Genomic DNA, 26,730 nt, shown 5'->3' on the forward strand with positions numbered 1-26,730 from the left:
TTAATTTTAAATAGTGATAAAAAAAAGCGTATTAATTTATGCTTTGTTTATCTTTGGCATGCTAAAATTAAGAACGAAACATCCACTAAGTCTGTATTTGGGGAAATAGATTTAGTGTTAGTGAATCTTTATTTAATTGGTATATAAAAGTTAAATGATTTAATGAGTTTGAATGAAACTGACTTGCAAAGTGCTTTAAAAAAACATTTTGGCTTTAGTCAATTTAGAGGACTACAGGAAAAGGTAATACAATGTATTTTGGAAAAACAAAATACATTTGTAATAATGCCTACAGGCGGGGGTAAATCCCTATGTTATCAACTGCCCGCTTTAATGTGTAAAGGGACCGCTATTGTGGTTTCACCCCTGATCGCATTAATGAAAAATCAAGTGGATGCTATTCGCAGTATCTCTTCGGTAGAGGGTATTGCCCACGTGCTTAATTCTTCTCTTAATAAATCCGAAGTAAAAAGGGTAAAAGAAGATATAATTAACGGGGTTACCAAGTTGTTATATGTTGCTCCAGAATCACTTACTAAAGAAGAATATGTAGATTTTTTAAAATCTCAGGAAGTTTCTTTTTTAGCTGTAGATGAAGCGCATTGTATTAGTGAATGGGGACATGATTTTAGACCCGAATACAGAAACCTACGTAATATTATTAGAAGAATAGGAGAAGATATTCCTATTATAGGGCTCACCGCAACTGCAACTCCAAAGGTACAGGAAGATATTCTTAAAAATTTGGGAATGAGTGATGCTAAAACGTTTAAAGCATCATTTAATCGCCCTAATCTGTTTTATGAAATACGTCCGAAAACAAAAAATGTAGATGCAGATATTACTCGTTTTGTAAAACAAAATAGTGGTAAAAGTGGTATTATATATTGTCTTAGTAGAAAAAGAGTAGAAGAGTTGGCGCAGACATTAGAGGTTAATGGAGTAAAAGCTGTTCCTTATCACGCGGGATTAGATGCTAAGACTAGAGCTAAGCATCAGGATATGTTTTTGATGGAAGATGTAGATGTAGTAGTTGCTACAATTGCTTTCGGAATGGGAATCGATAAACCAGATGTGCGTTTTGTGATCCATCATGATATGCCCAAAAGTATAGAGAGTTATTATCAAGAAACAGGACGTGCCGGTCGAGATGGAGGAGAAGGACATTGCCTAGCATATTATGCATATAAAGATATAGAAAAACTAGAAAAGTTTATGAGCGGCAAACCTGTTGCCGAACAAGAAATAGGCCATGCTTTGTTACAAGAAATAGTGGCATTTGCAGAAACTTCTATATCCAGACGTAAATTTATATTACATTATTTTGGTGAGGAGTTTGATGATGTAAAAGGTGATGGTGCTGATATGGATGATAATGTACGCAATCCAAAGAAGAAGCATGAAGCCAAAGATGAAGTAAAGTTACTGCTTGAAGTCGTTAGTAAAACTGGAGAGATATATAAATCTAAAGATCTGGTTAATACACTTATTGGTAAAAGCAATGCCTTGATCATTTCGCATAGAACACATCAACAAGATTTCTTTGGAAGTGGTAAAGCAAGAGACGACAAATATTGGATGGCTCTTGCACGTCAGGTGTTGGTAAAAGGATATTTGCGTAAAGATATCGAAACTTATGGAGTGATTAGAATTACTTCAGAAGGGAAAAATTTTATCGATAATCCGATAAGTTTTATGATGACCGAGGATCATATATATAATCAAACTACCGATGATTCTATAATAACTGCAGCAAAGTCTGGAGCTAAAGGAGGTAGTGATGATAAGTTAGTTGGGATGCTACGGAATTTAAGAAAAACAGTATCCAAAAAACTAGGAGTTCCTCCATTTGTAGTATTTCAGGATCCTTCTATAGATGATATGGCTCTTAAATATCCCGTTACTGTCGAAGAACTCGCAAATGTTCATGGAGTAGGCGAAGGTAAAGCTAAGAAATATGGTCCTGCATTTGTAGCTCTTATTGCAGAATATGTAGAAGAAAATGATATTATGCGACCCGATGATTTTGTAGTTAAAAGTACAGGAGCCAATAGTGGTCTAAAACTATATATTATACAAAATGTAGATCGAAAACTACCTTTGGATGATATAGCTGCCGCAAAAGGGATGGATATGACTGCTTTTATAAAAGAGATGGAGGCTATTGTTTATAGTGGTACTAAACTTAATATTGGGTATTGGATAGATGAAATTCTTGATGAAGATCAGCAAGAAGAGATTCATGAATATTTTATTGAAGCCGAAAATGATAAAATAGATACGGCAATAGAAGAGTTTGATGGCGACTATGATGATGAAGAATTACGTCTATATCGTATTAAGTTTATTAGTGATGTAGCGAATTAGAATATGATATACAATATAGAAAAAGGCTTTGGAGTTACCCAAAGCCTTTTTTATTGCCTTACTCCAAATCAGTTTATTTATAAAAAACCTCGAAGACTAACTGAAAAACACTTATTTCAAAATTTAAATGAATCGTTAAAACTAATTTTGTTAGCGCTTATCAATTAATCTACTACACTCACCAATATGTTAATTTGGTTTTTGTCTACTAACCATATATTTATATAAGATTTTATGTTTTATACAATATAAGTGTAATCAGTTTGTGAGAAATAAATTAAATCATCTATTGTATCTGAGAAATTAAAGCATTGAGAGATTAACTTTTTTTTAACTATATACTAAATTTTGAATAGTATAAATAAATTAGAGAAACAGTTAAAAAATACAAAAAAAATAAAATCTCTCTATATGGATTTCTTGTTGAAATTATTGAAATACCTGCCGTACTTATCAATAAAAGAGGAAAACGGAATTAAAAAGCTGTCGGGTATTGGATAAAATCATAGGTACGCAGAGCTATAATCTCAGTTTAGCTCGTGGTATGTCTGATGTCTTAAAATAGATCCATACCATTTTTGATAAGTAGAAAGCAAGTGAAAATATTTATGAAGAATACTTATTTATTTAATAACAATTAAAATTTTTAATCATGAAAAAAAAGAAGTTATCTAATTTAAATTTAAACAAAAAAACGATCTCTAAATTGAATAGTTCAAAAATAATTGGAGGTAGAGATTCTCGTCCTACTGTTCCTACTTTAGAACTTTCTTATTGTGTAGGTATTCCCGGAGTTCCTGCAGGTTGTATGTCTGTTAACCCTTGCGCATAATAAAACCTCTATCCTGTTACTTTATTTTGTAATAGTGAAAGTGATTAAGTAAGAAGGTATTAATCATTTGATAAGAGGCTGTCTAAAAATATTTAGGCAGTCTTTTTATTTTCAGTTACTTGATTAAGATTCTGGCTTAAGTTTTCGACATCAAGTGTTTTAGAAAATAACTTAAAGAGCTCTATATATGTGAAAAAATTATTCTACATTAATTTATGAGAGACTTTTTATTAATTCTATTAACTTTGGTTTATTACGTATAGAAACAACTATTCTTTCTTTATTACTCAGAGTGATAGCTTCTTTTTTGTATATAGAGTGAATTTGGTTAATATTAATCAATGTTGATCTATTTGCTCTAAAGAATCCTTTTTTAGATAATAAGCCTTCATAATATTTTAAAGATTTCGAAACTAAATAAGTTGATTTATTGGATGCTGTAAAAAGACTATAGTTGCCATCTGCCTCACATTTAATAATGTCATTTATATCCACTGCAATATGCTCATTCCCAATATGAACTAGTATTTTGGAGGTGCTGGAACTTTCTTTTAAAAAAATATGGTTTTGCGTCAAAAGAAAAGGTTTTTTTATTGATTTGTTACTTCGAATTGTTCTTAGACTTAGAGCGTGTTATTAACTTGATATTCCGTTTTTGGTTTTTTTTAATAGATATAGGGGATACAGATATGGTTAGTAAATGTGTTTACTATATAATGTAGTAATAATGTAAAATGTTACCTTGTTTTTATGTTATATTCTTATTAAATGTGTCGTTGTGTTCAAAAATATTGATGTTATTCAGGATGATTGGAGATTATGATTATAAATATTCATTTAAATTTAAGCTAAGAATATTGTTAGAACCGTACTAATTCATTAGTTTTTCTAAAACTTAATGCATTTGCTTTTTAAGAACACAAAATATTATAATAAACCACCTACAATTTCCTGTGTTTGCAATTTGTTTAAACTTAAATAAAAAGACTGCCTATATAAAAACTATAGACAGTCTCATTCTTTGATAAGTTTGTTTTATGATTTAATCAATAGTTTAGGCGCAATTACAAATACCCCCAACCCAATATCCACCACTGTGTGGACCTATTCCACATTGCCAATTGGCAGGCCCGCAGCAGATAGCGTCTGTATCCCAAAAGCAGCGGTGACGCCCCGAACCTCCTTGAATTTTGCTTTGTATGTTTTTGCTCATTGCCTGTACCCCGTTTAAATTTAAAATGTTTTTTAACATGGTTTTAGTTTTAAGAATTTATATTTTCTTGATTGTTTATAGACATTCAAGTTTTATGTCTGTTTGTTTATGTCTTTTTTGGGGTTAGTGTTACTCTTAATTATTTGTTAATTATTTAGTTACATGTCTTAAGGGTCTGTTTTGAGATGTAAAAAAAATATTTCTTTGTTTTGTTTTTAAATTAAAACCATTAACAATTACTTATCTTTGCAACTTAAAATTAAAAAGCTAAAAATACGCTGTTATGCAAGAAGGATTATACGCAAAATTCAATACTTCAAAAGGAAGTATATTGGTAAATCTAGAATATAAAAAAACACCAGGAACTGTTGGTAATTTTGTTGGCCTCGCAGAAGGATCGATAGAAAATCAAGCTATTCCTCAAGGAAAACCATATTACAATGGATTAAAATTCCATAGAGTGATTGCAGATTTTATGATTCAGGGAGGAGACCCTCAAGGAACTGGAGCTGGTGGACCAGGATATCAATTTGATGATGAAATTCATTCAGATTTAAAACATGATGGTCCAGGAGTATTATCTATGGCTAATGCTGGTCCGGGAACAAACGGGAGTCAGTTTTTTATTACTCATGTAGAAACATCCTGGTTGGATGGGAAACATACTGTTTTTGGTAAAGTAGTAGAAGGGTTAGAGGTTGTAAATACTATAGAACAAGGAGATGAAATCGAATCTATAGAGATCCAGAGAGTAGGAACAGAAGCCGAAGGTTTTAATGCTGTTGAAACTTTTAGAAGTTTTAATGGAGCTAAAGCAGAAAGAGAAGCTGCTGCCAGAAAAAAAACTGACGATCTATTAGAAGAACTTGCTGCTGGATTTGAGAAAACCGATAGTGGTTTGAGATATAAGATTATTCAAAATGGAGATGGAGTAAAGGCAGAAAAAGGAAAAACTGTTTCTGTGCATTACAAAGGGAGTTTGACCGATGGCACGGTATTTGATTCTTCATATAAACGTAATCAGCCTATTGACTTTCCATTAGGAGTGGGACAAGTAATTCCTGGATGGGATGAAGGCATTGCGCTGTTACAAGTAGGAGATAAAGCAAGATTTGTGATTCCACCATACCTTGGATATGGAGATCGAGGTGCAGGAGGAGTTATTCCACCTAACGCAACACTTATTTTTGATGTTGAGTTGGTAGAAGTGAAATAATTTTAGTTCATTACATACAAAATTTAAAAAGTCCCTTTATTAGGGACTTTTTTATTGCTTGTTTTATCTAGTATATAAAAATAGACTCTCCATATTTATTATTTGATAATAATATGATAATAGGGTAGATGTAAATTATCATATCCTTAGTAGATTTTTATATTAAAAGCTTTATTTTTAATGAATTGTATTTTTTTTAACATTAATTTTTATTATTTTTAACATTGCGGTTTTTTTAAATCATTTTGTTAAAAAAGAATATTAGGAGGTTTAAATCCTCTTTTATTTATATTTTAACCCAAATTGCATACCCCCCTAGATATGAAACAAGGACTTATTACTTTTTTTATTCTGTGTAATATTCATCTTGCTCTCGGTCAAGATAAAGCGGATATTCTAGTAAACATCAATGATCAAATAGAGATGATAGATGGTTATATAGAATTTGAAACTTTTTTCTTAGACCCAGAAGAGTTTCTTGATAAGATGGCTGATCATGGCGCAGAACTTAATGGATACTATGAGCATGAACGTCTCAAAAAAATTGTTAGAAAAGTAGGTACCAGAACAGCAGATGTTGTAACTACATTTTACTTTTGGAATGATCAACTTATTCATGTAAACTACAAACAACGACCATATTTGGAAACAAAGAACGAAAGTGGTCAACGAATTATGGATTATTCTAATGCTTTTACCAAATATGAGTCAAAGCATTATTTTAAGAATGATGAAGAATTAGAAAAAAAGGAAATTGGCCAACCTATGGATGGTATGGAGCCCGAAGAAGAATTTATCAAGTATGCATATAAAATGAAGGCTCTGTTGGATAACAAGTTCTATAATAGAGGTACTTATGAAGCACTGCAAGGAAAATGGCTTTTTATTCAGAATACAGATGATTATTTGATTTTTGAAGGGACGATTCGATTTAACTTTTACAATGGTAAATTTGCAAATCGTTTGAAAACCAGAATAGAAGAAGGAGGAGTATTGGTTTGTTTTTTTCCTATGGATGACCGTATTTATAGATATAAAATCGATAACCTAAATGATAATATGCTTACACTAACGGATCTTTTTTCTAAAGAAGAGTTTGTTTATGCTAAAGTAGAATGATTTTTAAACTATGGATTTAAGGTATCCTATAGGAAAATTTGAATGTCCGAAAATCATAACTTCGGATCATATCGAAAGATGGATATCTGATGTAGAAGAATTACCTGCGAAATTATCAAATCTAGTTTCCACTTTTAGTGAAAAACAATTAGAAACACAGTATCGAGCTGGTGGGTGGACCGCCAGACAAGTAATACATCATATTCACGATAGTCACCATAATGGATATATTCGGTTTAAGTGGGCATTAACAGAAAATAGGCCTATGATAAAAGCTTATGATCAGCAATTATGGGCCGAATTATTTGATACTAAATCAGCGCCAATTCATTTGTCTTTAAACTTGATACAAGCTTTACATGCTAAATGGGTGTATTTCTTAAAAGGTTTATCTACTCATGATCTTAAAAAAGAGTTTATACACCCAGAAGGAGATATTACAATTTCACTAGGAGAAGATATAGGTATCTATGCATGGCATGGTAATCATCACTTTGCACATTTACAAATTATAGCCCAACTCTAATTTAAATAGATAATACCATTCTTTGCATTTCTCTATGTTCATCTTTTAGACCGGGATAGTCTAAATTATAAAAAGAAACCGTATTAAATCCCATTTTTTTATAAAAACTTAGTGCTGGACTAGTACTCATTACATCTAGCCAAACTATTTTTTTACCAAGATTAATTGCATGGTTTTTAATGAACTCAATTCTCTTTTTGCCAATTCCTAAGCCTGTAGATGCTTTTAAAAGATATATTTTCTCTAGTTGTAGTACTATAGACGCATTAAAACCTTTAATAGCCTGGTGTTTTTTGATTTTTAACAAGCCCAAAGATTTGTTTGCTTTTTGAATCAAAAAATAAGTAATGGTGGCTGTTTCCAAATCATCTTTAAAAGCTTTTTGATTAAAACTTAGATTTATATAATAACTAGGATCATTATTTTTCCAGATATGGGCATAGTGCTCAGGGTAGAATTGTTGACTTATTTTAATTAACTCATTAATGTCATTAGCAGAGCATTCCTTAAAAACTACTTCTTGCATATTTTAAAGTTACGATAGTGTAGCAATTTTTTCTAGATTGGATTTATTGTTTCCATTTTATATTGCAACCTATGCTAGGCTTTTGTTCTTCAGAAACTTTGGCATTACGAAGTACTGCATCAAGTGCTTGACGCAGGTCACGACCATTTACAGGAATTCCGTTTCCAGGTCGGGAATCATCAAGTTGTCCTCGATAAATGAGTTTTGATTCTGAATCAAATAGATAAAAATCAGGCGTGCAGGCAGCATCATATACTTTGGCAACATCTTGAGTTTCATCAAATAAATATGGAAATGTATAATTATTTTTCCGAGCGGTTTTCCACATTTCTTTAGGAGCATCCTGAGGATATTTTTCAATATCATTACTGCTTATAGCTACAAAACCAAATCCCTGAACCCTATAGTCATTAGCAATACGTACTATTTCTTCGTTAACATGAATCACAAAAGGGCAATGATTACAGATAAACATAACCACAGTTCCTTTTTCACCTTTTATATCGTTTAGGGAATACTCGTTATTGGTAATAGAGTCTACAAGTGTAAAATCGGGTGCAATAGTACCAAGAGGTAACATATTAGAAGGAGTACGAGCCATGATTTTCTGTTTTTTTGAAAGGTTCCAAATTACAATATTATACTATATAAGTCTACAAAAACAGACCTTAGTTACAATAGTGATTCACAATTTTGAAGACTAGAACTCGTCTTGATTTTTTTCTGTTTGCCAAAATCCAAAGTTTTTAATCCGTATGATACTTTTTTTGAATATGTTACAGTATGAAAAAAATCAAGATAAGTAGTTCACTTAATATTTTTTACATTTCATCACTAAAGAAAATAGCATTCATTAGTAATTTATTGGTTCCATACCAAAAAGCTCTAAAATTGGTGTTATCGGTAAACAGGATTATATTTCCTTTTCCTAGATCATTATGTTTAAAAGGAACTGTGCCAGATAGCGAATCCAAATTCTTTTTACTAATATATCCACTTAACAATGGTTTTTTGGTATATCGAATTGGGTTATTGTAACTCTGCTTATCTGGTTTAATAAATAATTTTGTATTTCTGAATAGTGAAATCTTATCATTCTTATATCCAAAGTTAATAGGATGAGAACGATCTATTTCGGCTTCAAAAATTGCTCCGCCAATTACTTGTGCACCATTAAAATCTTGTTTTTGCTCAAAGGATATATTTTTTGCATCATTTTTTGGAGTAGTAAATTCGATTTTCATGAATTCATTATTCTTAAAAAATTGAGCAGCATTTCTATAGCCAATTAGTGTTCCGCCATTGCGAACCCATGTTTTTAACTTTTCTGCTTTTTCTTTGTCAAAAGACTGTCTCCAGCTATTTGGTAATACAATATGTGTATATTTTGATAACGTAAGTCTACCAAAATTGCTTGTTTCTAATTTTGTGATAGGAATATCATAACGTTGATCCATTAAATGCCAGATTTCTCCGGCGTCATAAGGAGTGATTCCATTACCGGTAAACAAACCTATTCTTGGAAGTGTTAAAGCACGAAATTGATTACTTCCAAGGTCAATTCCCTTGGTAAGACCTGTAGAAACACTAGTAATATCAATGTGATTCTCGGTAGCTATTTTTTGTAATAATTTATGTAGCTCTTCTTTATTTAATTTTTGATTTTGAACCGGAATTAAAATTGTACCATAGTCATAATCGTTATTTTCTAATGAAAAAGGTTTCATCCCAACTTTGGCCCGTAATCCATTCGCTAGAACCTGATATAAAGCTTTTGGGGTGTAGTACTCATGCCATTGTATTAAGTATGCATAATTACTTTTACCAACTGGCTTGGTCTTTCGATATGTGAGGTTTGATATTTCATTGCCTATATTAGAAATAGCTGCGTTTTCAGAATAATCCAGATTAAAGGCCAAAGGAAATGTCCATGCAGAAACATCATAAAAGAGACTATCTTGAAATGTTGTTCTTTTTTCAAAAATTGCTTTTAATAATCTTTTTTGTCGCTGGTTCTTAGGAACAATATAGCTATACTCTTTTTTGAAAAAATTACCTTGAATGGTTACATCTTGTTTAAGTTCATATAATTTGACTTGATGCCTTTTAAGAATTTCAGCAAGATGGTAAGATGAAGCAGCATCTTTTTCGTTTCCAAAAACATATGCATTCTTAGTCAATTCCTTTCTTGCGTTGTTGTAAAAAGTGCGCTTATACTCTAATAACTCTTTACGCATAGATTTTGCGGCTTCTAATGTAGAGAGCGCTGCGGTAAATTGATTTCTTATGGTAAAAGGAAAAGTAAGTAGCCCATTATCAGTCTGCTGGGCATGACCCCGAGAACTACCTTGCTCAAATAAAATACCAATACTCCCATTAATGTCAGGGAAAGTAGATCCTTTACCATAATAAAAGTCGTCAAAATTCTCTTCGGTATAATATAGCGAACCAATATTATCTAATGCTTTAGCATGATAATTACCAATCTTTTTAGTGAGTTCCTGATTTAATTTTGGAGTTAAAGGATGTGTTCGTGATTGAATTCCAGGTTGAAAAAAGAAAGTGCTATTAGATCCCATTTCATGATGATCGGTAAGAATATTTGGATACCACTTATGAAAAGTATTGATGCGAGCTCTGGATTCTGGTAATTGTACCGGTAACCAATCGCGATTCATATCAAACCAATAATGATTTGTTCTACCTCCTGGCCATACTTCACTGTATTCACGATCTTGAGGATCTGTACTAATGTTTTTGCTTTTATTTGTATTTGCCCAATAAGCAAAACGTTGTAAACCATCAGGATTAAATGAAGGATCAAGTAAAATAACAACGTTGTCTAAAAGATCATCTATTTCTTTTCCCTGTGCAGCAGCCAGATAGTATGCTGCTACTAACGATGCATTGGCACCACTAGGTTCGTTACCGTGAATAGAAAATCCTTGATATACAATTGCGGGTAAGTTTTCTATATTTAATACAGTAGAACCATTTTGGGTAAGTTCTACATGTTTTTTTTGTATTTCCTGAAGGTTCTGGTGGTTTTTTTCTGAGGTTATCGTTAATAATAGTATAGGGCGATCTTCAAAAGTTTTTCCTCTATCTTCAATTGTTATTCTGGATGATGCTTTGGCAAGAACTTTCATATAGCTAACAAGCTTATCATGGGTTACATGCCATTTCCCAGGGACATAACCAAGTACGCTTTGCGGAGTAGGAATCTCAGGATTGTAAGTAACATTTTTTGGAAGATAATACTCTAATGATAAATTATCTTGAGAGAAAGAGACAAAGTTTAATAGTGCAAAAAAAACAGTAAAGATATATTTCATACGTTTTATTTTTTGGTAATTATTTTTGATGGGTGAATATAAAAAAAACCGCTTCAGTGAATGAAGCGGTTTACATAACTTTAACTTAAAGTCTTATATATTATATCTAGATGTCGTCAAAACTTACGTCTGTAAAGCTTTCTGTAGATGCAGTAACTTCTTCTGTAACTTTATTATCAACTCCATCTTTTTCATATGATTTCTGAAAATCTTTCTGGTGTCGTTCACTTATTACTTCTTCTCCTTTTTCATCGACAATGAAGTGAGTCATTTCATTTAAGATTTCTGTAAAACCAACAAAATCTTCTTTGTAAAGATAAATCTTATGTTTCTTATAGTGAAAAGATCCATCATCATTGGTGAACTTTTTACTTTCCGTTATTGTTAGATAATAATCTCCTGCTTTTGTAGCTCTTACGTCAAAGAAGTATGTTCTTCTTCCTGCTCGTAAAACTTTTGAGAAAATTTCTTCTTTATCCATCATTTCATTATCACTCATAATCCGTATTTATTAATTAATTAATATGTTATGATGGTTTCAAAAATCCAAAAAAATTGTTAACCTCACAAAAAAAACTCAAATTTCTTTTTCACTAAGTTGTTTTAAATAAAGATCTTTATAATATCCATCGGCGCTTATTAGTTGATTATGAGAGCCTTGCTGGATTATTTTACCATCTTCTAAGACAATAATTTTATTTGCATTTTTTGCAGTTGACACCCTATGACTTACTATAAAAGTTGTCTTATTCTTAGAAATCTTATGAAGATTGTTAAGAATTTCCTCTTCTGTTTCTGTATCTACAGCAGATAAGCAATCATCAAAAAGGAGTACAGACGGGTTTTTAAGTATTGCTCTTGCAATAGAAACACGTTGCTTTTGACCTCCGGATAATGTGATTCCCCGCTCCCCTAAAACAGTATCATACCCTTTACTAAAACCTATTATGTTTTTATGGACTACCGCATTTTTGGCAGCTTCATATACTTGATCATCGGTAGCCTTCTCATTACCAAATTTTATGTTATTCTGTATACTATCACTAAATAAAAATGCATCCTGTGGAACATAACCAATACTCTCTCTTAAGTTGATTAAGTTGAGGTTTTTTAGAGGAACTCCATCCATTCGTATTTCTCCCGATGAAACATCATAAAGCCTGCCTATGAGGTCTAATATTGTTGATTTTCCAGAACCTGTTTTTCCTATAATGCCAATTGTTTCTCCATTTTTGACTTCAAAACTTATGTTCTTTAGAGCAGTGATATTAGTGTCATCATAGGTAAAAGAAACATTGTCAAAATTAATATTTCCTGTAATTGGTGTTTTTTGAGTTACTGTATTAGTGATCTCTGGTTCTTGACTAAGGAATTCGTTTATTCTTACTTGAGAGGCTTCTGCTTGCTGAACGATAGAGCTAACCCATCCAACAGTGGCTACAGGCCAGGTAAGCATATTGACAAAAATGATAAATTCTACAATAACACCGAGATCTTGTATGGTGCCATCGATAAATTGCTTTCCACCAATATAAATAACCAAAATATTACTAAAACCAATAAGTAAAACCATTAGAGGAAAAAATAGAGCCTGTACTTTTGCCAGGTCAAGATTTTTATCCTTACTCTTATCAGATAATTCGGTGAAATTTTTCTGAGTAGGAGATTCCAGACTGTATGCTTTAATTACAGAGATACCACTAAAGGATTCTTGAGTAAAAGTGGTTAGTTTAGATAAAAACTCTTGTACTACAGTACTACGTTTATGAATAGCAACACTTAATTTATAAATAGATACAGATAGTATAGGTAAAGGAGTAACGGTATATAAAGTAAGCTCGGGAGCAATACTAATCATGTATCCTATAACCACAACAAATAAAGTAATAGTGTTTACGCTATACATAATCGCAGGACCAACATACATTCTAACCCTGGATACATCTTCACTAATACGATTCATAAGATCACCTGTTCTGTTTTTCTTATAAAAATTGAGAGAAAGTTTTTCATAATGTTGAAATACCTCATTTTTAAGATCAAACTCAATAAATCGAGAAACTACTATAAAAGTTTGACGCATTAAAAACGTGAATAATGCCGAAATAAGTAATGCTCCTACAATAAGAAGAATATTTATAATAAGCCCGCTTTTTACTTCGGCGATATCAGTAATTTCATTATTGATATATTGTTCTACAACATCTACAGAGTCGCCAACTAATGTAGGGACTATTGTAGCAAAAACTCTTGCGATTATGGTAATCACCAACCCGATGATAAGTCGGTATTTGTATTTTAAAAAGTATTTGTTCAAATGGCGTAATGCGCGCATAAAAGATTAATATTTAAAAACGGATTTATTAATAAATCCGTAAAGTTTAACAGTGTTAAATTTCAAATTGATAAAAATATGCTATTTTAGCACCCTTATTTTGAGTATAATATAATTGTAATATTAAAAAATTTTATAACATGATAACCGAAGTGTTTACTGCAAATCAACTTAAAAAAGAGGCTCCAGTATTTGGTCAACTATCTTTTGATAATCACGAACAAGTTGTTTTTTGTCAGGACAAAGATACAGGATTGAAGGCAATAATTGGTGTACATAACACAATTTTAGGACCTGCTTTAGGAGGGACTAGAATGTATGACTATGCAACAGAGTGGGATGCGCTTAATGATGTATTGAGGTTATCACGAGGAATGACCTATAAAGCTGCAATTACAGGTTTGAACCTTGGAGGAGGAAAAGCTGTAATCATCGGAGATCCGAAAAAAATAAAAACACCAGAGCTAATGAAACGCTTTGGAAAATTTGTACATACTCTGGGCGGTAAGTACTATACTGCAGAAGATGTTGGTATGGAAACCTCTGATATGGATACCGTAAGAGAAGTTACTCCTTACGTAACAGGAATATCCGAATCAAAAGGAGGGGCAGGAAATCCTTCTCCCGTTACAGCTTATGGTGTGTATATGGGAATGAAAGCGGCTAGTAAATTTGCCTACGGAAATGATGGGTTGGAAGGAAAACGAATTTTGGTTCAGGGAATCGGACATGTAGGAGAAGAACTGGTACGTTTAACCTCTGAAGAAGGAGCTAAAGTAATAATTAGCGATATCAACCAGGAAAGACTCGAAGCAGTAAGTGCTAAGTATGGTGTTGATATTTATAGAGGAGATGATCTATATGCAGAAACAGCAGATATTTATGCTCCTTGCGCTCTTGGTGCAACTGTTAATGATAAAACAATTAATAAGCTAAATGTAAAAGTGATTGCCGGAGCGGCAAATAATCAATTAGCTAATGAAAATATTCATGGCCCGTTATTACAAAAGAAAGGAATTGTGTATGCTCCCGATTTCCTGATTAATGCAGGAGGTATTATAAATGTATATGCAGAGATCGAAGGGTATGGTAGAGATCAAATAATAGCAAAAACCGAGAATATTTACGATACTACTTTAGATATTTTAAATAAAGCAAAAGCAACCAACGTAACTACAAATACAGCAGCGATTAGTATAGCAGAAGATAGAATTGCAGCTAGAAAAAAAGAAAAGTAAGCATATCTTTAAAAAAATAAAAACGGTTTTGTAACACAAGAAAAATGAATTTTTGATCACCATAATTGTTTGTTACTATCCTTGATAAGTAAAAAACTGGTTCTTAATTGTTATAGAACCAAGGAAAAACCGATAAATTTTTAAAATTCAATTACCTTATAAAAAAACAAACTTTAAGGTAGGTACGATTAAAAATAATAGTATTTTTGCAGGGCAAAAGTTAAAATATACTTTTGCCCTTTTTTAATATAAAGTTCTTTGTAATTTTCTATGTTAACCAGAAGACATATTAGAGTAAAAGTAATGCAGTCTCTCTATTCGATGGAGCAGACGCAAAGTGACAACCTAGGAAAAGAAGAGAAATTTCTTCTTTTTAGTATTGATCAGATGTATGAATTATTTATTATAAATCTTCAGCTTCTGGTAGAAATTAGAAAACATGCAGAAGATTTTTTGGCAAAAAGCCAAAAAAAATACCTTGCTACTTCAGAAGAAAAAAATCCCAACACCAAATTTATCAATAACGAAGCTCTGTTATTGTTAGAAAAAAATATTCAACTCAAAACAGAAATTGAGAAGAAAAAACTGAATTGCTGGGAATTGGATGATGAGTATGTGGCTATATTATGGAAAGAGATTAAAGAAAGTGAGCTGTATGCAGATTATATGAGTACTAAGCTTAGCTCTTTTAGAGAAGATAAAGATTTTATACTCGATGTTTTTAAAGAGATTATAGCTCCCAATGATAAGCTATATGAATATATTGAAGATAAAAAGTTGACTTGGGTTGATGATCTACCACTGGTAAATACTTCTATTATCAAAATGCTTAGAAAAGTTAAGCCGTCTCATGATGAGCAAATGACACTACCAAAGCTATATAAAGATATAGACGATAAGAAATTTGCAACTGATATTTTTAGAAAAACAACACTTAATAGTGTAGAGTTTACAAAAGAAATTGACGGTAAAACACCTAATTGGGATCAAGATCGTATTGCTGAGTTGGATAAAGCTATCATAAAAATGGCTATTTGCGAGTTTGTAAAGTTCCCTTCAATACCGGTAAAAGTAACAATTAACGAATATTTAGAAATAGCAAAAGAATATAGTACACCTAAAAGTAGTATTTTTATCAATGGAATTTTAGATAAAATTTCTAAAGAGTACCAAGAAAACGGGAAATTAAACAAAGTAGGTCGTGGATTAATGTAATATTTAGAAAAAATAGTATTTTTAACGCTCAAATAATTAAAAAACCCAAGTAATGAAAAAAGGAATCTTAATTTTAGCCGGAGTTTTTGCTATGACAGTTATGTCTTGTAAAGACAATGCCGCAGAAAAAGTTAAAGAAGAAAATGTAGAAATAGCAGCAGATCGTGACGCAAAGAATGCAGATTATCCTGTGATGACTTTTACTAAAACTGAACACGATTTTGGAACTATCAATGAAGGAGATGTTGTAGAGCATAAGTTTGCATTTACCAATACAGGTAAAGCACCTTTGGTAATCGTAAGTGCAAAAGGTAGTTGTGGATGTACTGTGCCAGAATGGCCAAAGGATCCAATTGCTCCAGGAGCTACAGGAGAGATGTTAGTTAAGTTTAACTCTAACGGAAAACCAAATCAGCAAACTAAGCAAGTTACTATAACTGCTAATACTGAGACAGGAAAAGAAATTCTTAAGATTAAAGCTATGGTAACTCCAAAGGCTAAACCCGTAAGTGGAACACCAGTAAGCGAATAATTTATGGATCAAATACAATCATTTCTTCCTTTTATACTAATATTTGTCGTAATGTATTTTTTTATGATACGACCACAAATGCAAAAAGCAAAAAAGGAGAAAAAATTTGCTGAAGACCTAAAAAAAGGAGATCGTGTAGTAACAAAAAGCGGCCTTCATGGAAAAGTTTTTGACTTCAGTGAAAAAAATAATGCTATTATTATTGAAACAGGATCGGGTAAATTAACTTATGATAAGTCTGCAATTTCGTTGGAGATGAGTCAGAAATTAAATCAACCGGCAGATAAGAAGTAATAACTAGCCTACTTGTTAAAAGCGCGATGAAATTAATTTAATTTTACCGCGCTTTTTTGTTTTATATATGTATTTGTTATTAGTTTTTCTATAATAATTAAAGACAAATACATAGGAAAACAATATTACCAGCAATTTTTAACCTGGTAAATTTTTAATTTACTTCTTTGCTGTTAACTCGGCAATTTTAACGATTACCTCTACAGCTTTAATCATACTCTCTGCAGGAACATATTCGTATCGCCCATGAAAATTATGTCCTCCCGCAAAAATGTTTGGACACGGCAATCCCATAAAGCTTAATTGCGATCCATCGGTTCCTCCTCGTATAGGTTTTATAATAGGAGTAATATCAAGAGATTTCATAGCCTCTTCTGCAATGTCTACAATATGCATTACAGGCTCTACTTTTTCTCGCATATTAAAATACTGATCTTTAATTTCTATATGTACAACTTCTTTGGCATATTGAGTGTTAATCTCATTTGCCAGACTTATCATTACTTTTTTTCTGGCTTCAAAATGCTCTTTATCATGATCTCTGATGATATACTGTAATTGGGTTTCTTCAACATTACCTTTTATATTGTGTAAATGAAAAAAACCTTCTCGACCACTTGTATGCTCAGGAGTCTCCATTCTAGGTAATGAATTGATAAAATCCTGTGCGATGTACATACTATTAATCATTTTTCCTTTTGCATAACCAGGATGTACGATTTTTCCCTTTATTGTTACCACAGCACCAGCGGCATTAAAATTCTCATATTCAAGCTCTCCAATTTGGCTACCATCCATGGTATAGGCCCAATCTGCACCAAATTTTGAAACATCAAACTTATGAGCACCACGACCAATCTCTTCATCGGGAGTAAATCCTATGCGAATTTTTCCATGCTTAATCTCAGGATGTTGTATAAGATATTCCATTGCGGTTATTATTTCTGTAATCCCCGCCTTATCATCAGCTCCCAACAGTGTTGTGCCATCTGTAGTAATAAGTGTCTGACCTTTATACTGTATTAAATCTTCAAAATAATCTGGAGAGAGTATAATATTTTCTGATGCGTTTAGCGTGATATCTTTACCATCATAATTTTCTACAATCTGTGGATTTACATTTGCGCCTGTAAAATCAGGGCTAGTGTCAAAATGTGATATAAAACCAATAATGGGTACTTTCTGATCAATATTAGAAGGTAATGTAGCCATGATATATGCATGCTCATCTATATTTACGTCTTCTAAGCCAATATCTTTTAAATCTTCGACTAGTTTATTAGCAAGATCCCACTGCTTTTCGGTACTGGGAGTTGTATTACTTTCGGGGTCACTTTCGGTATCAATAGTTACATAACTTATAAACCTATTTATGATATGTTGTTTTGAAATCATCACTGCTACTATTTTAATATCTGAAGAATTCAAAAATACACTTTTATTAGAACCTTGGATAACTTATTTTTGCATAAGCAAAATTATATTTAATGTATAAATTCTTACTACGCCCTCTATTATTCTTGTTTGACCCAGAAAATGTACATCATTTTACTTTTAGAATGATTCGGGTTTTTTCAAAAATTCCTTTAGTACCATCAATTTTCAGAAATTTATATAAGGTAAATGACCCAAAATTAGAACGAGAAGTTTTTGGATTAAAATTTAATAACCCTGTGGGACTGGCTGCTGGATTTGATAAGAATGCAGTTTTATATAATGAATTAGCTAATTTTGGATTTGGGTTTATCGAAATAGGAACGGTGACTCCCAAAGGTCAGGTAGGTAATCCTAGAAAAAGGTTGTTCAGACTTAAAGAAGATCATGGGATTATCAATAGAATGGGATTTAATAATAAGGGGCTTGAAGCAGTTGTAAGTCAGCTTCGAAAAAATAAAGGCAAACTTATTATAGGAGGAAATATAGGAAAGAATACAGATACATTACCAGAGCATTATACCAAAGACTATCTAGAGTGTTTTCGAATATTACATCCATATGTAGATTATTTTGTTCTGAATGTGAGTTGCCCAAATGTAGGAAGTCATGCCAAGCTAAATGATAAAGAATATTTAAACGAATTAATAGTAGCAGTACAACAAGAGAATAAAACGTTCGATAAACAAAAACCTATTGTATTGAAGATTGCACCGGATTTAAACACAAATCAATTGGACGAAATCATAGAGTTGGTAGCCGAAACTAATTTAGATGGCGTTATCGCTAGTAATACTTCTGTGTCTAGAGAAGGACTAAAGACTTCTAAAAATAGATTAGAAACTATAGGTAATGGCGGATTGAGTGGTCAACCTATAAAAAATAAAAGTACAAAAGTGATTAAGTATTTATCAGAAAAAAGTAACAAAGCGTTTCCGATTATTGGAGTAGGAGGAATACATAGCGCTACCGATGCTATAGAAAAATTAGAAGCTGGAGCAAGTCTGGTACAAATATATACTGGCTTTATATATGAAGGACCTAAATTAATCAAGGATATTAATAAAGCGTTACTTAGTAACTAGGTCTTTTAGCATATGAACTACGAAATTCTCTACACTTTTGTTTTAGCTACATCTGCATTGGCACTCTCACCAGGGCCCGATAATATATTTGTATTAATGCAAAGTGTGGTAAATGGCAAAAAGTATGGGCTAGCCGTGGTAGCGGGTCTAATGTCTGGGTGTATAATACATACTACATTGGTTGCTTTTGGTGTATCTGCAATTATTAAACAGAGTGAAATGCTCTTTTTTATCATCAAACTATTCGGAGCGTTGTATTTGTTTTTTCTGGCATACAAAGTGTTTAGAAGTGAAGCGTCAGTAAGTCTATCAGAAAATAGTATGCCGAAGAAAAGCCTTGGAGAATTATTTAAACAAGGATTTGTAATGAATGTGTTAAATCCTAAGGTATCTATATTCTTTTTAGCATTTTTCCCGGGGTTTTTATTTAGTAATACAATAAGTAACGTACTACAGTTTTATATACTCGGATTTCTTTTTATTGTGGTTTCGTTTATTATTTTTGGTTTGGTAGCAGTTCTGGCAGGATCTATTGCAGAGTATTTAAAAAAGAATTCAAGAATAGGGGTTGTTCTAAAATGGCTTCAGATTATTGTCTTTATAGGGATAGGTATCTTTATTCTTCTTTAAAGGAAATAAGATATTTGAATTAATTCGTTATAAAAAATACTTAATTCGTATTACGCTTTGTCTTCTTCTGATGCTGTATACGTATAACGATCAGGTGTTACCAATTTTTTGAACTGATAGAAAAAACGTTCTATTATACCATTTATCACTCGAATTGACATGATTTTCTTACGTCGAACTCAGGTTACTACTATTTTTTCCAGTTCCGAAAAATGAAACTAGGGTGCTGTATCATTGTATAATAATTATTTATTAACTACGATGTATTGCAATTTTTTTTAAAACAAGTAATAGATTTCAAAACATGTTATACAATGTCTAAAGAAAATTATGACACTAAGTTGGTGCTGTTAGAAACGTTACCACAAGAAGCGGTAAAGTCACCAACAATTCCTGTTGATGTATTTATGCAAGAAGCCGAAAACCTATTTGTATGGGCAGAGGAGGATAAAGAAACCTTACTTGCCAAAGGATTAGATTGGCAGACGTATGCAGAAGATTTACCTACCCGAACCGGGGCATGTAGATATGCCCAGGCCATTTGGATGAAAGAGCGTTATAGCCAGGAAGAAGCAGCCAAAACCTGGAGAAAAGAATCTCCCAAGGCATACGAGTTTAGAAATGACCTGTTGGCCGATTTGCGTTTTGCCTTTCGTAAGCGACCAGACCTTATAGCTCGTGTACGCGCTATTGCAGATGGTGAAGGTGATGCCGATATGATCCAGGATTTAATGGATATTAGTGTATTGGGTAAAGTCAATGCACCAGAGTTAGAAAAAATTAAATATGATCTTCGAAACTTAGAACTGGCTGCACAGAGATCTGATACTCTTGCCGAATTACTGGCCAAAGCAAATGGGACTACCTTAGATAATTCTAAAGCCAAAGAAATAAGAGACAGAGCCTATACCTATCTTAAGGAAGCTATTGATGAGGTTCGGGATACGGGTAAATATGCTTTTAGAAAAGACCCAGAGCGGTATAAGGGGTATATTAGCCAATACAAACGCCGATAATCGGGAGCTATAACTAATACCATTTGTACTTTAAACCTACTGGAATAAAATGTTCTTTTTTCATCTCAGTTTCAGAATTGCAACTAAACCGTAGCCCTGCTATGCTTGATTTTTCTTCTTTACTGAAACAAAAAAATCTTAATTTTCTTTGCCAGTAAATTCAAAATACAAATGGTATAAGCCCGCGCACAAGGTTAAGGTTTTCGCGCAATTGGGGAGCCTGATCATGTTGCGCGGGTTTGTTTTACCTCTGCAGGGGAAGCAGCCAATATACCGATGGTCGATATAACTAGTGCGAGGAAAACCACAATGATGTGATGAAAACATATAAAGTGCCGATGATCGATAAAAGTAATACAGGGATGAGTTATAAATTTGTGAGGAGAACATTTACTGTGTCAATGCCCAATAAAAGTAATGTGAGGACGAGGTACACCTGTGCGAGTAGAGTAATTAGCATACCGATGGTCGATATATAAATTGTTTAAACACTTTTTTTCTAAGATATGAAGAGTATCGTATAAGTAAAAATTCTAAATACACGACAAAACCTTACTAGATTTCATAGGTTAAATGTCGTTTAGTTAAGCTTAGTATAATACTCCTTTAATTTACTATGTTGATGATCGCAAATTTCGCCTGATCTAATAAAACTTTCATTACGTTTATTAGCTTTATTCATTTGTATGTTGTTCATCGTTTTATTGAACTTTTATTTTATTTTTTATATCGATGAATTTTTCATCCAATAATAATATGAAAAGCTCCTCAACTTCTGTCCAGTTGGCAGCTTGAAACTTCATTTGTTCTTCATCCAGAATAATTGAAAGACTTAAATCTTTATTGGTTTCAATTACATTTTCATTTTCTATTATTACAGAAACCCAAAAAGCACCGTGCTCATCATCTGCTTGTTGAACATCTTTTATGGCCTTTTTAATATCAGATAAATCGATATTATCTTTTTGATATCCTCCAGCGTATTGAATATAGTTTTCCATCGATTATTTAAATTTTTAAGAAGCCTAAGATTAATTACTAAATAACATGCTAATGATTAACAATAAAAGTGATGACCAAAAGAAGCCTTGATATATCTTAATAATTGTCTCTTGATTCCTTGATAACCATTTATTATTTGGATTTTTTTTTACAACACTCTGAATCAACTTTGTTACTACATACTTATTCCAGAAATATATAAAAATAGTGAATATGAGGACAAAAGTTATTTTTTCTAATATGGCCATTTACTTATTACAATTCATCGTTTTATTGAACTTTTTATTTCTTTCCATGAGAGTAAAAAACTTATCATCTTTCCGATATTTGACAAGATTAATTCAATAAATCCAGCAACAGTAATCGATTTGCACATATACTTTTAGGATTGTCTACTCTCAATAGCTAACATTACTGTAATAAATACAAGTACTAGATTAGTTTTTACTGTCCATTTATAATCATCAGGAACCTCAAATGCTAGTTTTGATTTAACCGGATTAAGAATTCCTTTAATCGTTGAAACATTTGAGGAATTAATAATTAAAAAATATTCCAATCCTGAATTGGAAACCATTAGATTCTTTAATTTAGTTCCAAAACTTTTCTTTTTAGGAAGTATTAAAATTTCTGTTTTTTTACTCATATCTGCTTCAAAATACCATCCAAGAGTATCTCCATGAATCATATCTGCAATACTCCCTGTTAAAGTGTTTTGTACACCACCAATTAATCCAGAAACAGAAAAATCTTGGATTATTTTTAGTAATCCCTTACTACTAGATAACAGGGAGACATATTTATTCTTATACAATCGGAAAATAGACCCTATGAATTCTTGATTTTCTCCTAATATATCAAAACTCCAATTAGAATCTGTAATAGCTTTAGAATCATCGTTTTCTGATACCCAATAGATTTGTTTACCAATATTTGAGAATACATCAAATCCAAATTTGGTAGTTATTTTGCCTGTCTGCTGAATAAAACATATCTCGGAACCTTTATCATCAGTACAAACATACTTATTTTTACTTGTAATTAATTTTAAGATTCCTTTTCTTTTGATTGAATATTTCATTTGAAGTGTTTATTAAAATAGACTAATGATAGCATCATTTCTATATGCTTATTTGTATCAATTTAAATTCATAACACTATTTCCGTATGTACTTAAACATTCATTTTCTAAACATTTTATAACTTTTAATGGTACCTTACTTCTTTTTTTATAAAACCTCTGCTCCGTCACAATATTCCCATTATAGATAAACTCTACTTTATGAGCCTGAACGTCAATATTGCAAATGTTTATATCTGTTGGGCGCCCATTTTTATCAAAAAATAATATTTCTTTTATTAACCCATCATCTGAATAAAAAAACTTCCTTTTATGGTATCCTTCTACACATAAACCTATAGCTAGTACTGGTTTATCTTTATGCCAATATGAAACATCAATCAATTGACCCAATGAATTATATTTACTTCTTTTTTCAGAAGCTCCATAAGTCTCTTTGGTTAGCCCACCCCATTTATCAAAAGAAAGTTGTTCTAACTCCATTCCCTCATCATTATAAAGATATTCATAACGATGAATTCCACTCCATCGGTTCATTTTTATTTCATCACTTTCCCAATATGATTTAGCAATCATTCTTCCAAACGAATCGTAATTATACTTAATCATATATACTTGATTTATATTATCCTTAATAGGTTTACCCTTCGTATCGAAATAGGCTTCGTAGATTATCCATTTATTTTTATTTCTAACATAAAAATATTTATGAATACCATATTTATCAATGGTGGGGAGCTTGTTATTATCTAGGAATAATTTGGTTTCTAAAAATTTGCCATCTTTATAAGTATACCTAATAGCATGATACCCTGCTGTATTATTAATTGCTCTATCAGAACTGCCGAAATATGATACTGAAATTAAATTACCATTCTCATCGTATTGGTTTCTAATCAAATGAACTCCATCAGAACTTTTTTTAGTTGGTTTTAATTCTCTATCAAATCGTTCTTCTTTCATAGTTAATCCACTTACAATTTGATATTCATATTTATGCACCCCAAACTCATCTGGCAATCTTGCTTCATCAATTGAATAGTACTCATTAGAAATCACATTACAATTTTCATCTACAGTTGTAACACTTTTATGATATCCTTTATTCGAGAGACAAGGGTTACCTTTATTATCAAAATAATGGGTAGCAATAATGCATCCATTTTTATTTCTTTTGTATTCTTCACGATGATACCCCAAAGCATTATTAATTGGATTTCCATTTATATCCCAGTAAGATTCGCTTTTCTCCAATCTATTATCATCATATGTATACCTATAAGACGAAACACCCTCATTATCTATTCGTTTATTCTTTTTTCTATCCAAACAAGTGCTCTCTTTCCACAAACTACCTTCAAATTTAATTAATACAGAGTGGCAAGGAGCAATTTCATTCTCACCCCAATTTAAAGACTTAAAGATAATCTGCTGGGTCTCTAATTCTTCAAAGGTTGAAGTACAATAATTAAACCCTGTATCATTTCGATATTCGATACTTGAAATAATACCATTAGCAGAAACCTTATATAATTCTGATGATATTACCTTATTTCTTTCATTATGTTCTATAACTAAGTATTCAAATCTTCCAACCTTTTTTATTTTGTTAAAAGACTTACCTAATGTATTGTTCAATTTAATAATACCAATCGGCCCCTTATCAGTAATTTCTATGTGTCGAAAAATCCCTTCCTTTGTCTTTATCTCATTTGAAGTGCAACTAATGAAACAAATCGAAACGAGGATTACAAGTAAATTAATCCATGGATTTTTGAAATTCATAACTCCAAGATTTTATATTATAATTTGTTTAAATAAAACACCCCATACCCGAAGAAATCTTCAGATATGGGGTAATTCATTTTTTACGTTGGTTCTAAGATAGAAATTTTTATTTAATCTCCCTTAGCTTTTTCATTTCTGTTTTCCTGTTCTTTTTGCAATACGCTTTGTCTGGATTTGATCGTTTATTTAAACTTTGTTAGTATTCAAAATTATCCGATATATTTTAATAGCCCAAATGACAAAGCAGCTAAACCAATCATAATGGTCAAGGTTGAATATCCCTGTAATTTGTTATTATTATTCTCAGACGTTCCTCCATTCAAATCATAAATAATAAGACCAGATATGGTTAATAAAACCCCTAAAATTCCTACTGCTAAAAATGGATTCATATTATGATTTGTTTTGTAATTTTAACTTGTTCAACCCTAGAGTTATAATAAATAGTATAAGTCTTTTAATCATTAAATTATATATTATTATGAGAGTTTTAGTTTTAACAGTGTTAAGTTTTTTATTTAGTTTTTGTATTTCAGGTCAAGTAAAAATAGAAATTAGTGACTTCGGACAATTCTGTCCAAATACAAGAGATGGTCACTTAATAAGTGGTGATAGAGAATTTTCTGGACCAGTAAACCATAAAATTTCGGTTGTTTTTTCATTATCAAACGACAATAAGACTATTAAATCAATTGTAGTCTTAAACATGGACGAAAGAAATAGTGAAAGTAAAAACGAAACCAAAATAAAAGCAATTTGGGAGAAAGATATTTATGAAGCTCCAGAAGGTAAATACATTAAAGACTTCAAACTATCTGGAGAAGAAAATTATTCCTTATATGAATCTATTAGCGTTGATGGTTTCACTGGTAAATCTGGAAGTGAAGTTTTTTGGAGTTGCAACGATGGAAAAACTTATGTTAGAGAGAATAAAGGTTTTTATTTTAGCTTTATTGCAGATACGGGATCAGATGATATAAGTGATGATCGTGATTGCCGTTGTGATAGTAGAATTAATTCGATAAAGACAGATAAAAAATTAATTATAAATTTAGTGAATCATAAATATGGTAAGGTATGTAAATTAAAAAATTTGAAATTTGAAAAAGTATTAGAAGCATCCGTAGTCACAAAAGGAAAAGTACAGCTTTGGAATAATTTAGGAAACAGTAATAAATATGTTCCAAATGCTAATAATCAGAAGTGGCAAATTTTACACTATGAAGATGGGACTGTAAAGCTAAGAAACATTCATTTTAATATGGTATTGGAAGCAGCAGCGGGTACAACAAATAAAGTGCAATTATGGAAAGACTTAGGAAATAAAGACATATATGTTCCGAATGCTAATAATCAGAAATGGAAAATGATTGAATTTGGAGAAAATTTTAAGCTTGAAAATATACACGATTTTGATTCCTACTTAAATTCAATAAATGGAATTAAAATAAATGTTTTAGCTACTACTTCCGAAGGAATGAAAATTGATAGATGGTCTTTTGTAGATTGTGACACCCTTAAAATTCAATAAGATCTTATATTTATAAAATGTTATATAAAGCTTCTTCTCAGAAGAATTGACTATCCATAACTATATGGTATAACTCGAATATAACCTGAACGATCAAAAAATGATACAGGCCAATCCCACTAGATAACTTTATGAAGAACATTATTTATGGGTAATGTACGGATGTTTAGGTTTAAAGAAAAATTAATTTCTAATTAGCACATAATTTTTTCTTGATTCATTAAGGACATTTAATTTTTTACGACGAATAATATTTTCAGGACAATTTTTCCCCGCTCCCGCTAGCGTCTCGCTAGTGGCGTCAAAGATTGTCTCGTCCTAAAAAAAGTTTACATATTTATACTTAATCCTAAAATAGATTTACATCTATATTTTAATCCTATTATTGTAAACCAATAATAGGATTTTTCATCGT

The 26,730-nt window shown here is 31.6% G+C and carries 24 protein-coding genes; 13 read left to right on the top strand and 11 right to left on the bottom strand.

All coding sequences use genetic code 11. The features are described from left to right. Positions 1-162: 162 nt before the first annotated feature. Together DG435_RS11595 and DG435_RS11600 are read left to right on the top strand one after the other, a co-directional pair. Positions 163-2,367, top strand: a complete 2,205-nt coding sequence (locus DG435_RS11595; protein WP_106794506.1) for an ATP-dependent DNA helicase RecQ — start codon at positions 163-165, stop codon at positions 2,365-2,367. 652 nt (positions 2,368-3,019) lie between these two features. Then, positions 3,020-3,199: a class I lanthipeptide gene (locus DG435_RS11600; RefSeq protein ID WP_024768825.1), complete on the top strand. Its 180-nt coding sequence runs from the start codon at positions 3,020-3,022 to the stop codon at positions 3,197-3,199. Positions 3,200-3,412: 213 nt separating this feature from the next. Here DG435_RS11600 and DG435_RS11605 read toward each other — a convergent pair whose 3' ends face one another. Further along, entirely contained in the window at positions 3,413-3,775 is a 363-nt protein-coding gene (locus tag DG435_RS11605; protein WP_159025745.1) for a LytTR family DNA-binding domain-containing protein, read from the bottom strand. Positions 3,776-4,695: 920 nt separating this feature from the next. On the opposite strand from DG435_RS11605, the gene DG435_RS11610 reads away from it, so the two are divergent. The 3 genes from DG435_RS11610 (at position 4,696) to DG435_RS11620 (ending at position 7,273) form a co-directional block, all read left to right on the top strand. Beyond that, entirely contained in the window at positions 4,696-5,628 is a 933-nt protein-coding gene (locus DG435_RS11610; protein WP_106794504.1) for a peptidylprolyl isomerase, read from the top strand. A 321-nt stretch (positions 5,629-5,949) separates the two neighbouring features. Continuing rightward, positions 5,950-6,747 carry a hypothetical protein gene (locus tag DG435_RS11615; RefSeq protein WP_106794503.1) on the top strand — a complete coding sequence of 266 codons (798 nt, stop codon included), beginning with the start codon at positions 5,950-5,952 and terminating at the stop codon, positions 6,745-6,747. Between the two features lie 10 nt (positions 6,748-6,757). Next, entirely contained in the window at positions 6,758-7,273 is a 516-nt protein-coding gene (locus DG435_RS11620; protein WP_106794502.1) for a YfiT family bacillithiol transferase, read from the top strand. Position 7,274: 1 nt separating this feature from the next. Here the strand turns inward: DG435_RS11620 and DG435_RS11625 are convergent, their stop codons facing one another. The 5 genes from DG435_RS11625 to DG435_RS11645 form a co-directional block, all read right to left on the bottom strand. Next, entirely contained in the window at positions 7,275-7,799 is a 525-nt protein-coding gene (locus DG435_RS11625) for an N-acetyltransferase (RefSeq protein ID WP_106794501.1), read from the bottom strand. Positions 7,800-7,842: 43 nt separating this feature from the next. Further along, positions 7,843-8,400: a thioredoxin family protein gene (locus tag DG435_RS11630; protein WP_106794500.1), complete on the bottom strand. Its 558-nt coding sequence runs from the start codon at positions 8,398-8,400 to the stop codon at positions 7,843-7,845. 220 nt (positions 8,401-8,620) lie between these two features. Further along, complete coding sequence (locus DG435_RS11635) at positions 8,621-11,134, bottom strand: M14 family zinc carboxypeptidase (protein WP_106794499.1); 2,514 nt, start codon at positions 11,132-11,134, stop codon at positions 8,621-8,623. 106 nt (positions 11,135-11,240) lie between these two features. Continuing rightward, a complete protein-coding gene (locus tag DG435_RS11640; RefSeq protein WP_106794498.1) occupies positions 11,241-11,633 on the bottom strand; it encodes a PUR family DNA/RNA-binding protein in 393 nt (130 codons plus the stop codon). 78 nt (positions 11,634-11,711) lie between these two features. Next, the gene (locus tag DG435_RS11645) at positions 11,712-13,469 is read right to left on the bottom strand and encodes an ABC transporter ATP-binding protein (protein WP_106794497.1); all 1,758 of its coding nucleotides are present in this window, start codon (positions 13,467-13,469) and stop codon (positions 11,712-11,714) included. 140 nt (positions 13,470-13,609) lie between these two features. On the opposite strand from DG435_RS11645, the gene DG435_RS11650 reads away from it, so the two are divergent. From DG435_RS11650 to yajC, 4 genes are all read left to right on the top strand, one after another. After that, positions 13,610-14,707, top strand: coding sequence for a Glu/Leu/Phe/Val dehydrogenase (locus DG435_RS11650; protein ID WP_106794496.1), 1,098 nt, complete (start codon positions 13,610-13,612; stop codon positions 14,705-14,707). A gap of 270 nt (positions 14,708-14,977) precedes the next feature. Next, positions 14,978-15,922, top strand: coding sequence for a transcription antitermination factor NusB (nusB, locus tag DG435_RS11655; RefSeq protein WP_199852726.1), 945 nt, complete (start codon positions 14,978-14,980; stop codon positions 15,920-15,922). A gap of 52 nt (positions 15,923-15,974) precedes the next feature. After that, positions 15,975-16,454, top strand: coding sequence for a DUF1573 domain-containing protein (locus tag DG435_RS11660; protein ID WP_106794495.1), 480 nt, complete (start codon positions 15,975-15,977; stop codon positions 16,452-16,454). A gap of 3 nt (positions 16,455-16,457) precedes the next feature. Then, positions 16,458-16,748, top strand: a complete 291-nt coding sequence (yajC, locus tag DG435_RS11665; RefSeq protein ID WP_024768811.1) for a preprotein translocase subunit YajC — start codon at positions 16,458-16,460, stop codon at positions 16,746-16,748. A gap of 159 nt (positions 16,749-16,907) precedes the next feature. Here yajC and pepT read toward each other — a convergent pair whose 3' ends face one another. Next, on the bottom strand, positions 16,908-18,143 hold the full coding sequence (pepT, locus tag DG435_RS11670; RefSeq protein WP_106794494.1) for a peptidase T: 1,236 nt from the start codon (positions 18,141-18,143) through the stop codon (positions 16,908-16,910). Between the two features lie 92 nt (positions 18,144-18,235). Between pepT and DG435_RS11675 the strand changes: the two genes are divergently transcribed. The 3 genes from DG435_RS11675 (at position 18,236) to DG435_RS11685 (ending at position 20,913) form a co-directional block, all read left to right on the top strand. Beyond that, complete coding sequence (locus DG435_RS11675; protein ID WP_106794493.1) at positions 18,236-19,267, top strand: quinone-dependent dihydroorotate dehydrogenase; 1,032 nt, start codon at positions 18,236-18,238, stop codon at positions 19,265-19,267. A 12-nt stretch (positions 19,268-19,279) separates the two neighbouring features. Beyond that, a complete protein-coding gene (locus tag DG435_RS11680) occupies positions 19,280-19,897 on the top strand; it encodes a LysE family translocator (RefSeq protein WP_106794492.1) in 618 nt (205 codons plus the stop codon). Positions 19,898-20,211: 314 nt separating this feature from the next. Continuing rightward, entirely contained in the window at positions 20,212-20,913 is a 702-nt protein-coding gene (locus tag DG435_RS11685) for a hypothetical protein (protein ID WP_106794491.1), read from the top strand. A gap of 701 nt (positions 20,914-21,614) precedes the next feature. Here DG435_RS11685 and DG435_RS11690 read toward each other — a convergent pair. The 4 genes from DG435_RS11690 to DG435_RS11705 form a co-directional block, all read right to left on the bottom strand. Then, a complete protein-coding gene (locus DG435_RS11690; protein ID WP_106794490.1) occupies positions 21,615-21,914 on the bottom strand; it encodes a hypothetical protein in 300 nt (99 codons plus the stop codon). Between the two features lie 383 nt (positions 21,915-22,297). Continuing rightward, a complete protein-coding gene (locus tag DG435_RS11695; RefSeq protein WP_106794489.1) occupies positions 22,298-22,996 on the bottom strand; it encodes a hypothetical protein in 699 nt (232 codons plus the stop codon). Between the two features lie 57 nt (positions 22,997-23,053). After that, the gene (locus DG435_RS11700) at positions 23,054-24,781 is read right to left on the bottom strand and encodes a hypothetical protein (RefSeq protein WP_106794488.1); all 1,728 of its coding nucleotides are present in this window, start codon (positions 24,779-24,781) and stop codon (positions 23,054-23,056) included. 212 nt (positions 24,782-24,993) lie between these two features. Next, a complete protein-coding gene (locus tag DG435_RS11705; RefSeq protein ID WP_106794487.1) occupies positions 24,994-25,176 on the bottom strand; it encodes a hypothetical protein in 183 nt (60 codons plus the stop codon). 89 nt (positions 25,177-25,265) lie between these two features. Between DG435_RS11705 and DG435_RS11710 the strand changes: the two genes are divergently transcribed. After that, entirely contained in the window at positions 25,266-26,315 is a 1,050-nt protein-coding gene (locus DG435_RS11710; protein ID WP_159025744.1) for an RICIN domain-containing protein, read from the top strand. The last annotated feature ends 415 nt before the right edge of the window (positions 26,316-26,730 follow it).

This window comes from Aquimarina sp. Aq78 (assembly GCF_900299525.1).
GTDB lineage: Bacteria > Bacteroidota > Bacteroidia > Flavobacteriales > Flavobacteriaceae > Aquimarina.

Bases quoted from the DNA above. Each gene is read 5' to 3' on its own strand.
- DG435_RS11595 (WP_106794506.1), top strand. From the start codon at position 163: ATGAGTTTGAATGAAACTGACTTGCAAAGTGCTTTAAAAAAACATTTT.
- DG435_RS11600 (WP_024768825.1), top strand. From the start codon at position 3,020: ATGAAAAAAAAGAAGTTATCTAATTTAAATTTAAACAAAAAAACGATC.
- DG435_RS11610 (WP_106794504.1), top strand. From the start codon at position 4,696: ATGCAAGAAGGATTATACGCAAAATTCAATACTTCAAAAGGAAGTATA.
- DG435_RS11615 (WP_106794503.1), top strand. From the start codon at position 5,950: ATGAAACAAGGACTTATTACTTTTTTTATTCTGTGTAATATTCATCTT.
- DG435_RS11620 (WP_106794502.1), top strand. From the start codon at position 6,758: ATGGATTTAAGGTATCCTATAGGAAAATTTGAATGTCCGAAAATCATA.
- DG435_RS11625 (WP_106794501.1), bottom strand. From the start codon at position 7,799: ATGCAAGAAGTAGTTTTTAAGGAATGCTCTGCTAATGACATTAATGAG.
- DG435_RS11630 (WP_106794500.1), bottom strand. From the start codon at position 8,400: ATGGCTCGTACTCCTTCTAATATGTTACCTCTTGGTACTATTGCACCC.
- DG435_RS11635 (WP_106794499.1), bottom strand. From the start codon at position 11,134: ATGAAATATATCTTTACTGTTTTTTTTGCACTATTAAACTTTGTCTCT.
- DG435_RS11640 (WP_106794498.1), bottom strand. From the start codon at position 11,633: ATGAGTGATAATGAAATGATGGATAAAGAAGAAATTTTCTCAAAAGTT.
- DG435_RS11645 (WP_106794497.1), bottom strand. From the start codon at position 13,469: ATGCGCGCATTACGCCATTTGAACAAATACTTTTTAAAATACAAATAC.
- DG435_RS11650 (WP_106794496.1), top strand. From the start codon at position 13,610: ATGATAACCGAAGTGTTTACTGCAAATCAACTTAAAAAAGAGGCTCCA.
- nusB (WP_199852726.1), top strand. From the start codon at position 14,978: ATGTTAACCAGAAGACATATTAGAGTAAAAGTAATGCAGTCTCTCTAT.
- DG435_RS11660 (WP_106794495.1), top strand. From the start codon at position 15,975: ATGAAAAAAGGAATCTTAATTTTAGCCGGAGTTTTTGCTATGACAGTT.
- yajC (WP_024768811.1), top strand. From the start codon at position 16,458: ATGGATCAAATACAATCATTTCTTCCTTTTATACTAATATTTGTCGTA.
- pepT (WP_106794494.1), bottom strand. From the start codon at position 18,143: ATGATTTCAAAACAACATATCATAAATAGGTTTATAAGTTATGTAACT.
- DG435_RS11675 (WP_106794493.1), top strand. From the start codon at position 18,236: ATGTATAAATTCTTACTACGCCCTCTATTATTCTTGTTTGACCCAGAA.
- DG435_RS11680 (WP_106794492.1), top strand. From the start codon at position 19,280: ATGAACTACGAAATTCTCTACACTTTTGTTTTAGCTACATCTGCATTG.
- DG435_RS11685 (WP_106794491.1), top strand. From the start codon at position 20,212: ATGTCTAAAGAAAATTATGACACTAAGTTGGTGCTGTTAGAAACGTTA.
- DG435_RS11690 (WP_106794490.1), bottom strand. From the start codon at position 21,914: ATGGAAAACTATATTCAATACGCTGGAGGATATCAAAAAGATAATATC.
- DG435_RS11695 (WP_106794489.1), bottom strand. From the start codon at position 22,996: ATGAAATATTCAATCAAAAGAAAAGGAATCTTAAAATTAATTACAAGT.
- DG435_RS11700 (WP_106794488.1), bottom strand. From the start codon at position 24,781: ATGAATTTCAAAAATCCATGGATTAATTTACTTGTAATCCTCGTTTCG.
- DG435_RS11705 (WP_106794487.1), bottom strand. From the start codon at position 25,176: ATGAATCCATTTTTAGCAGTAGGAATTTTAGGGGTTTTATTAACCATA.
- DG435_RS11710 (WP_159025744.1), top strand. From the start codon at position 25,266: ATGAGAGTTTTAGTTTTAACAGTGTTAAGTTTTTTATTTAGTTTTTGT.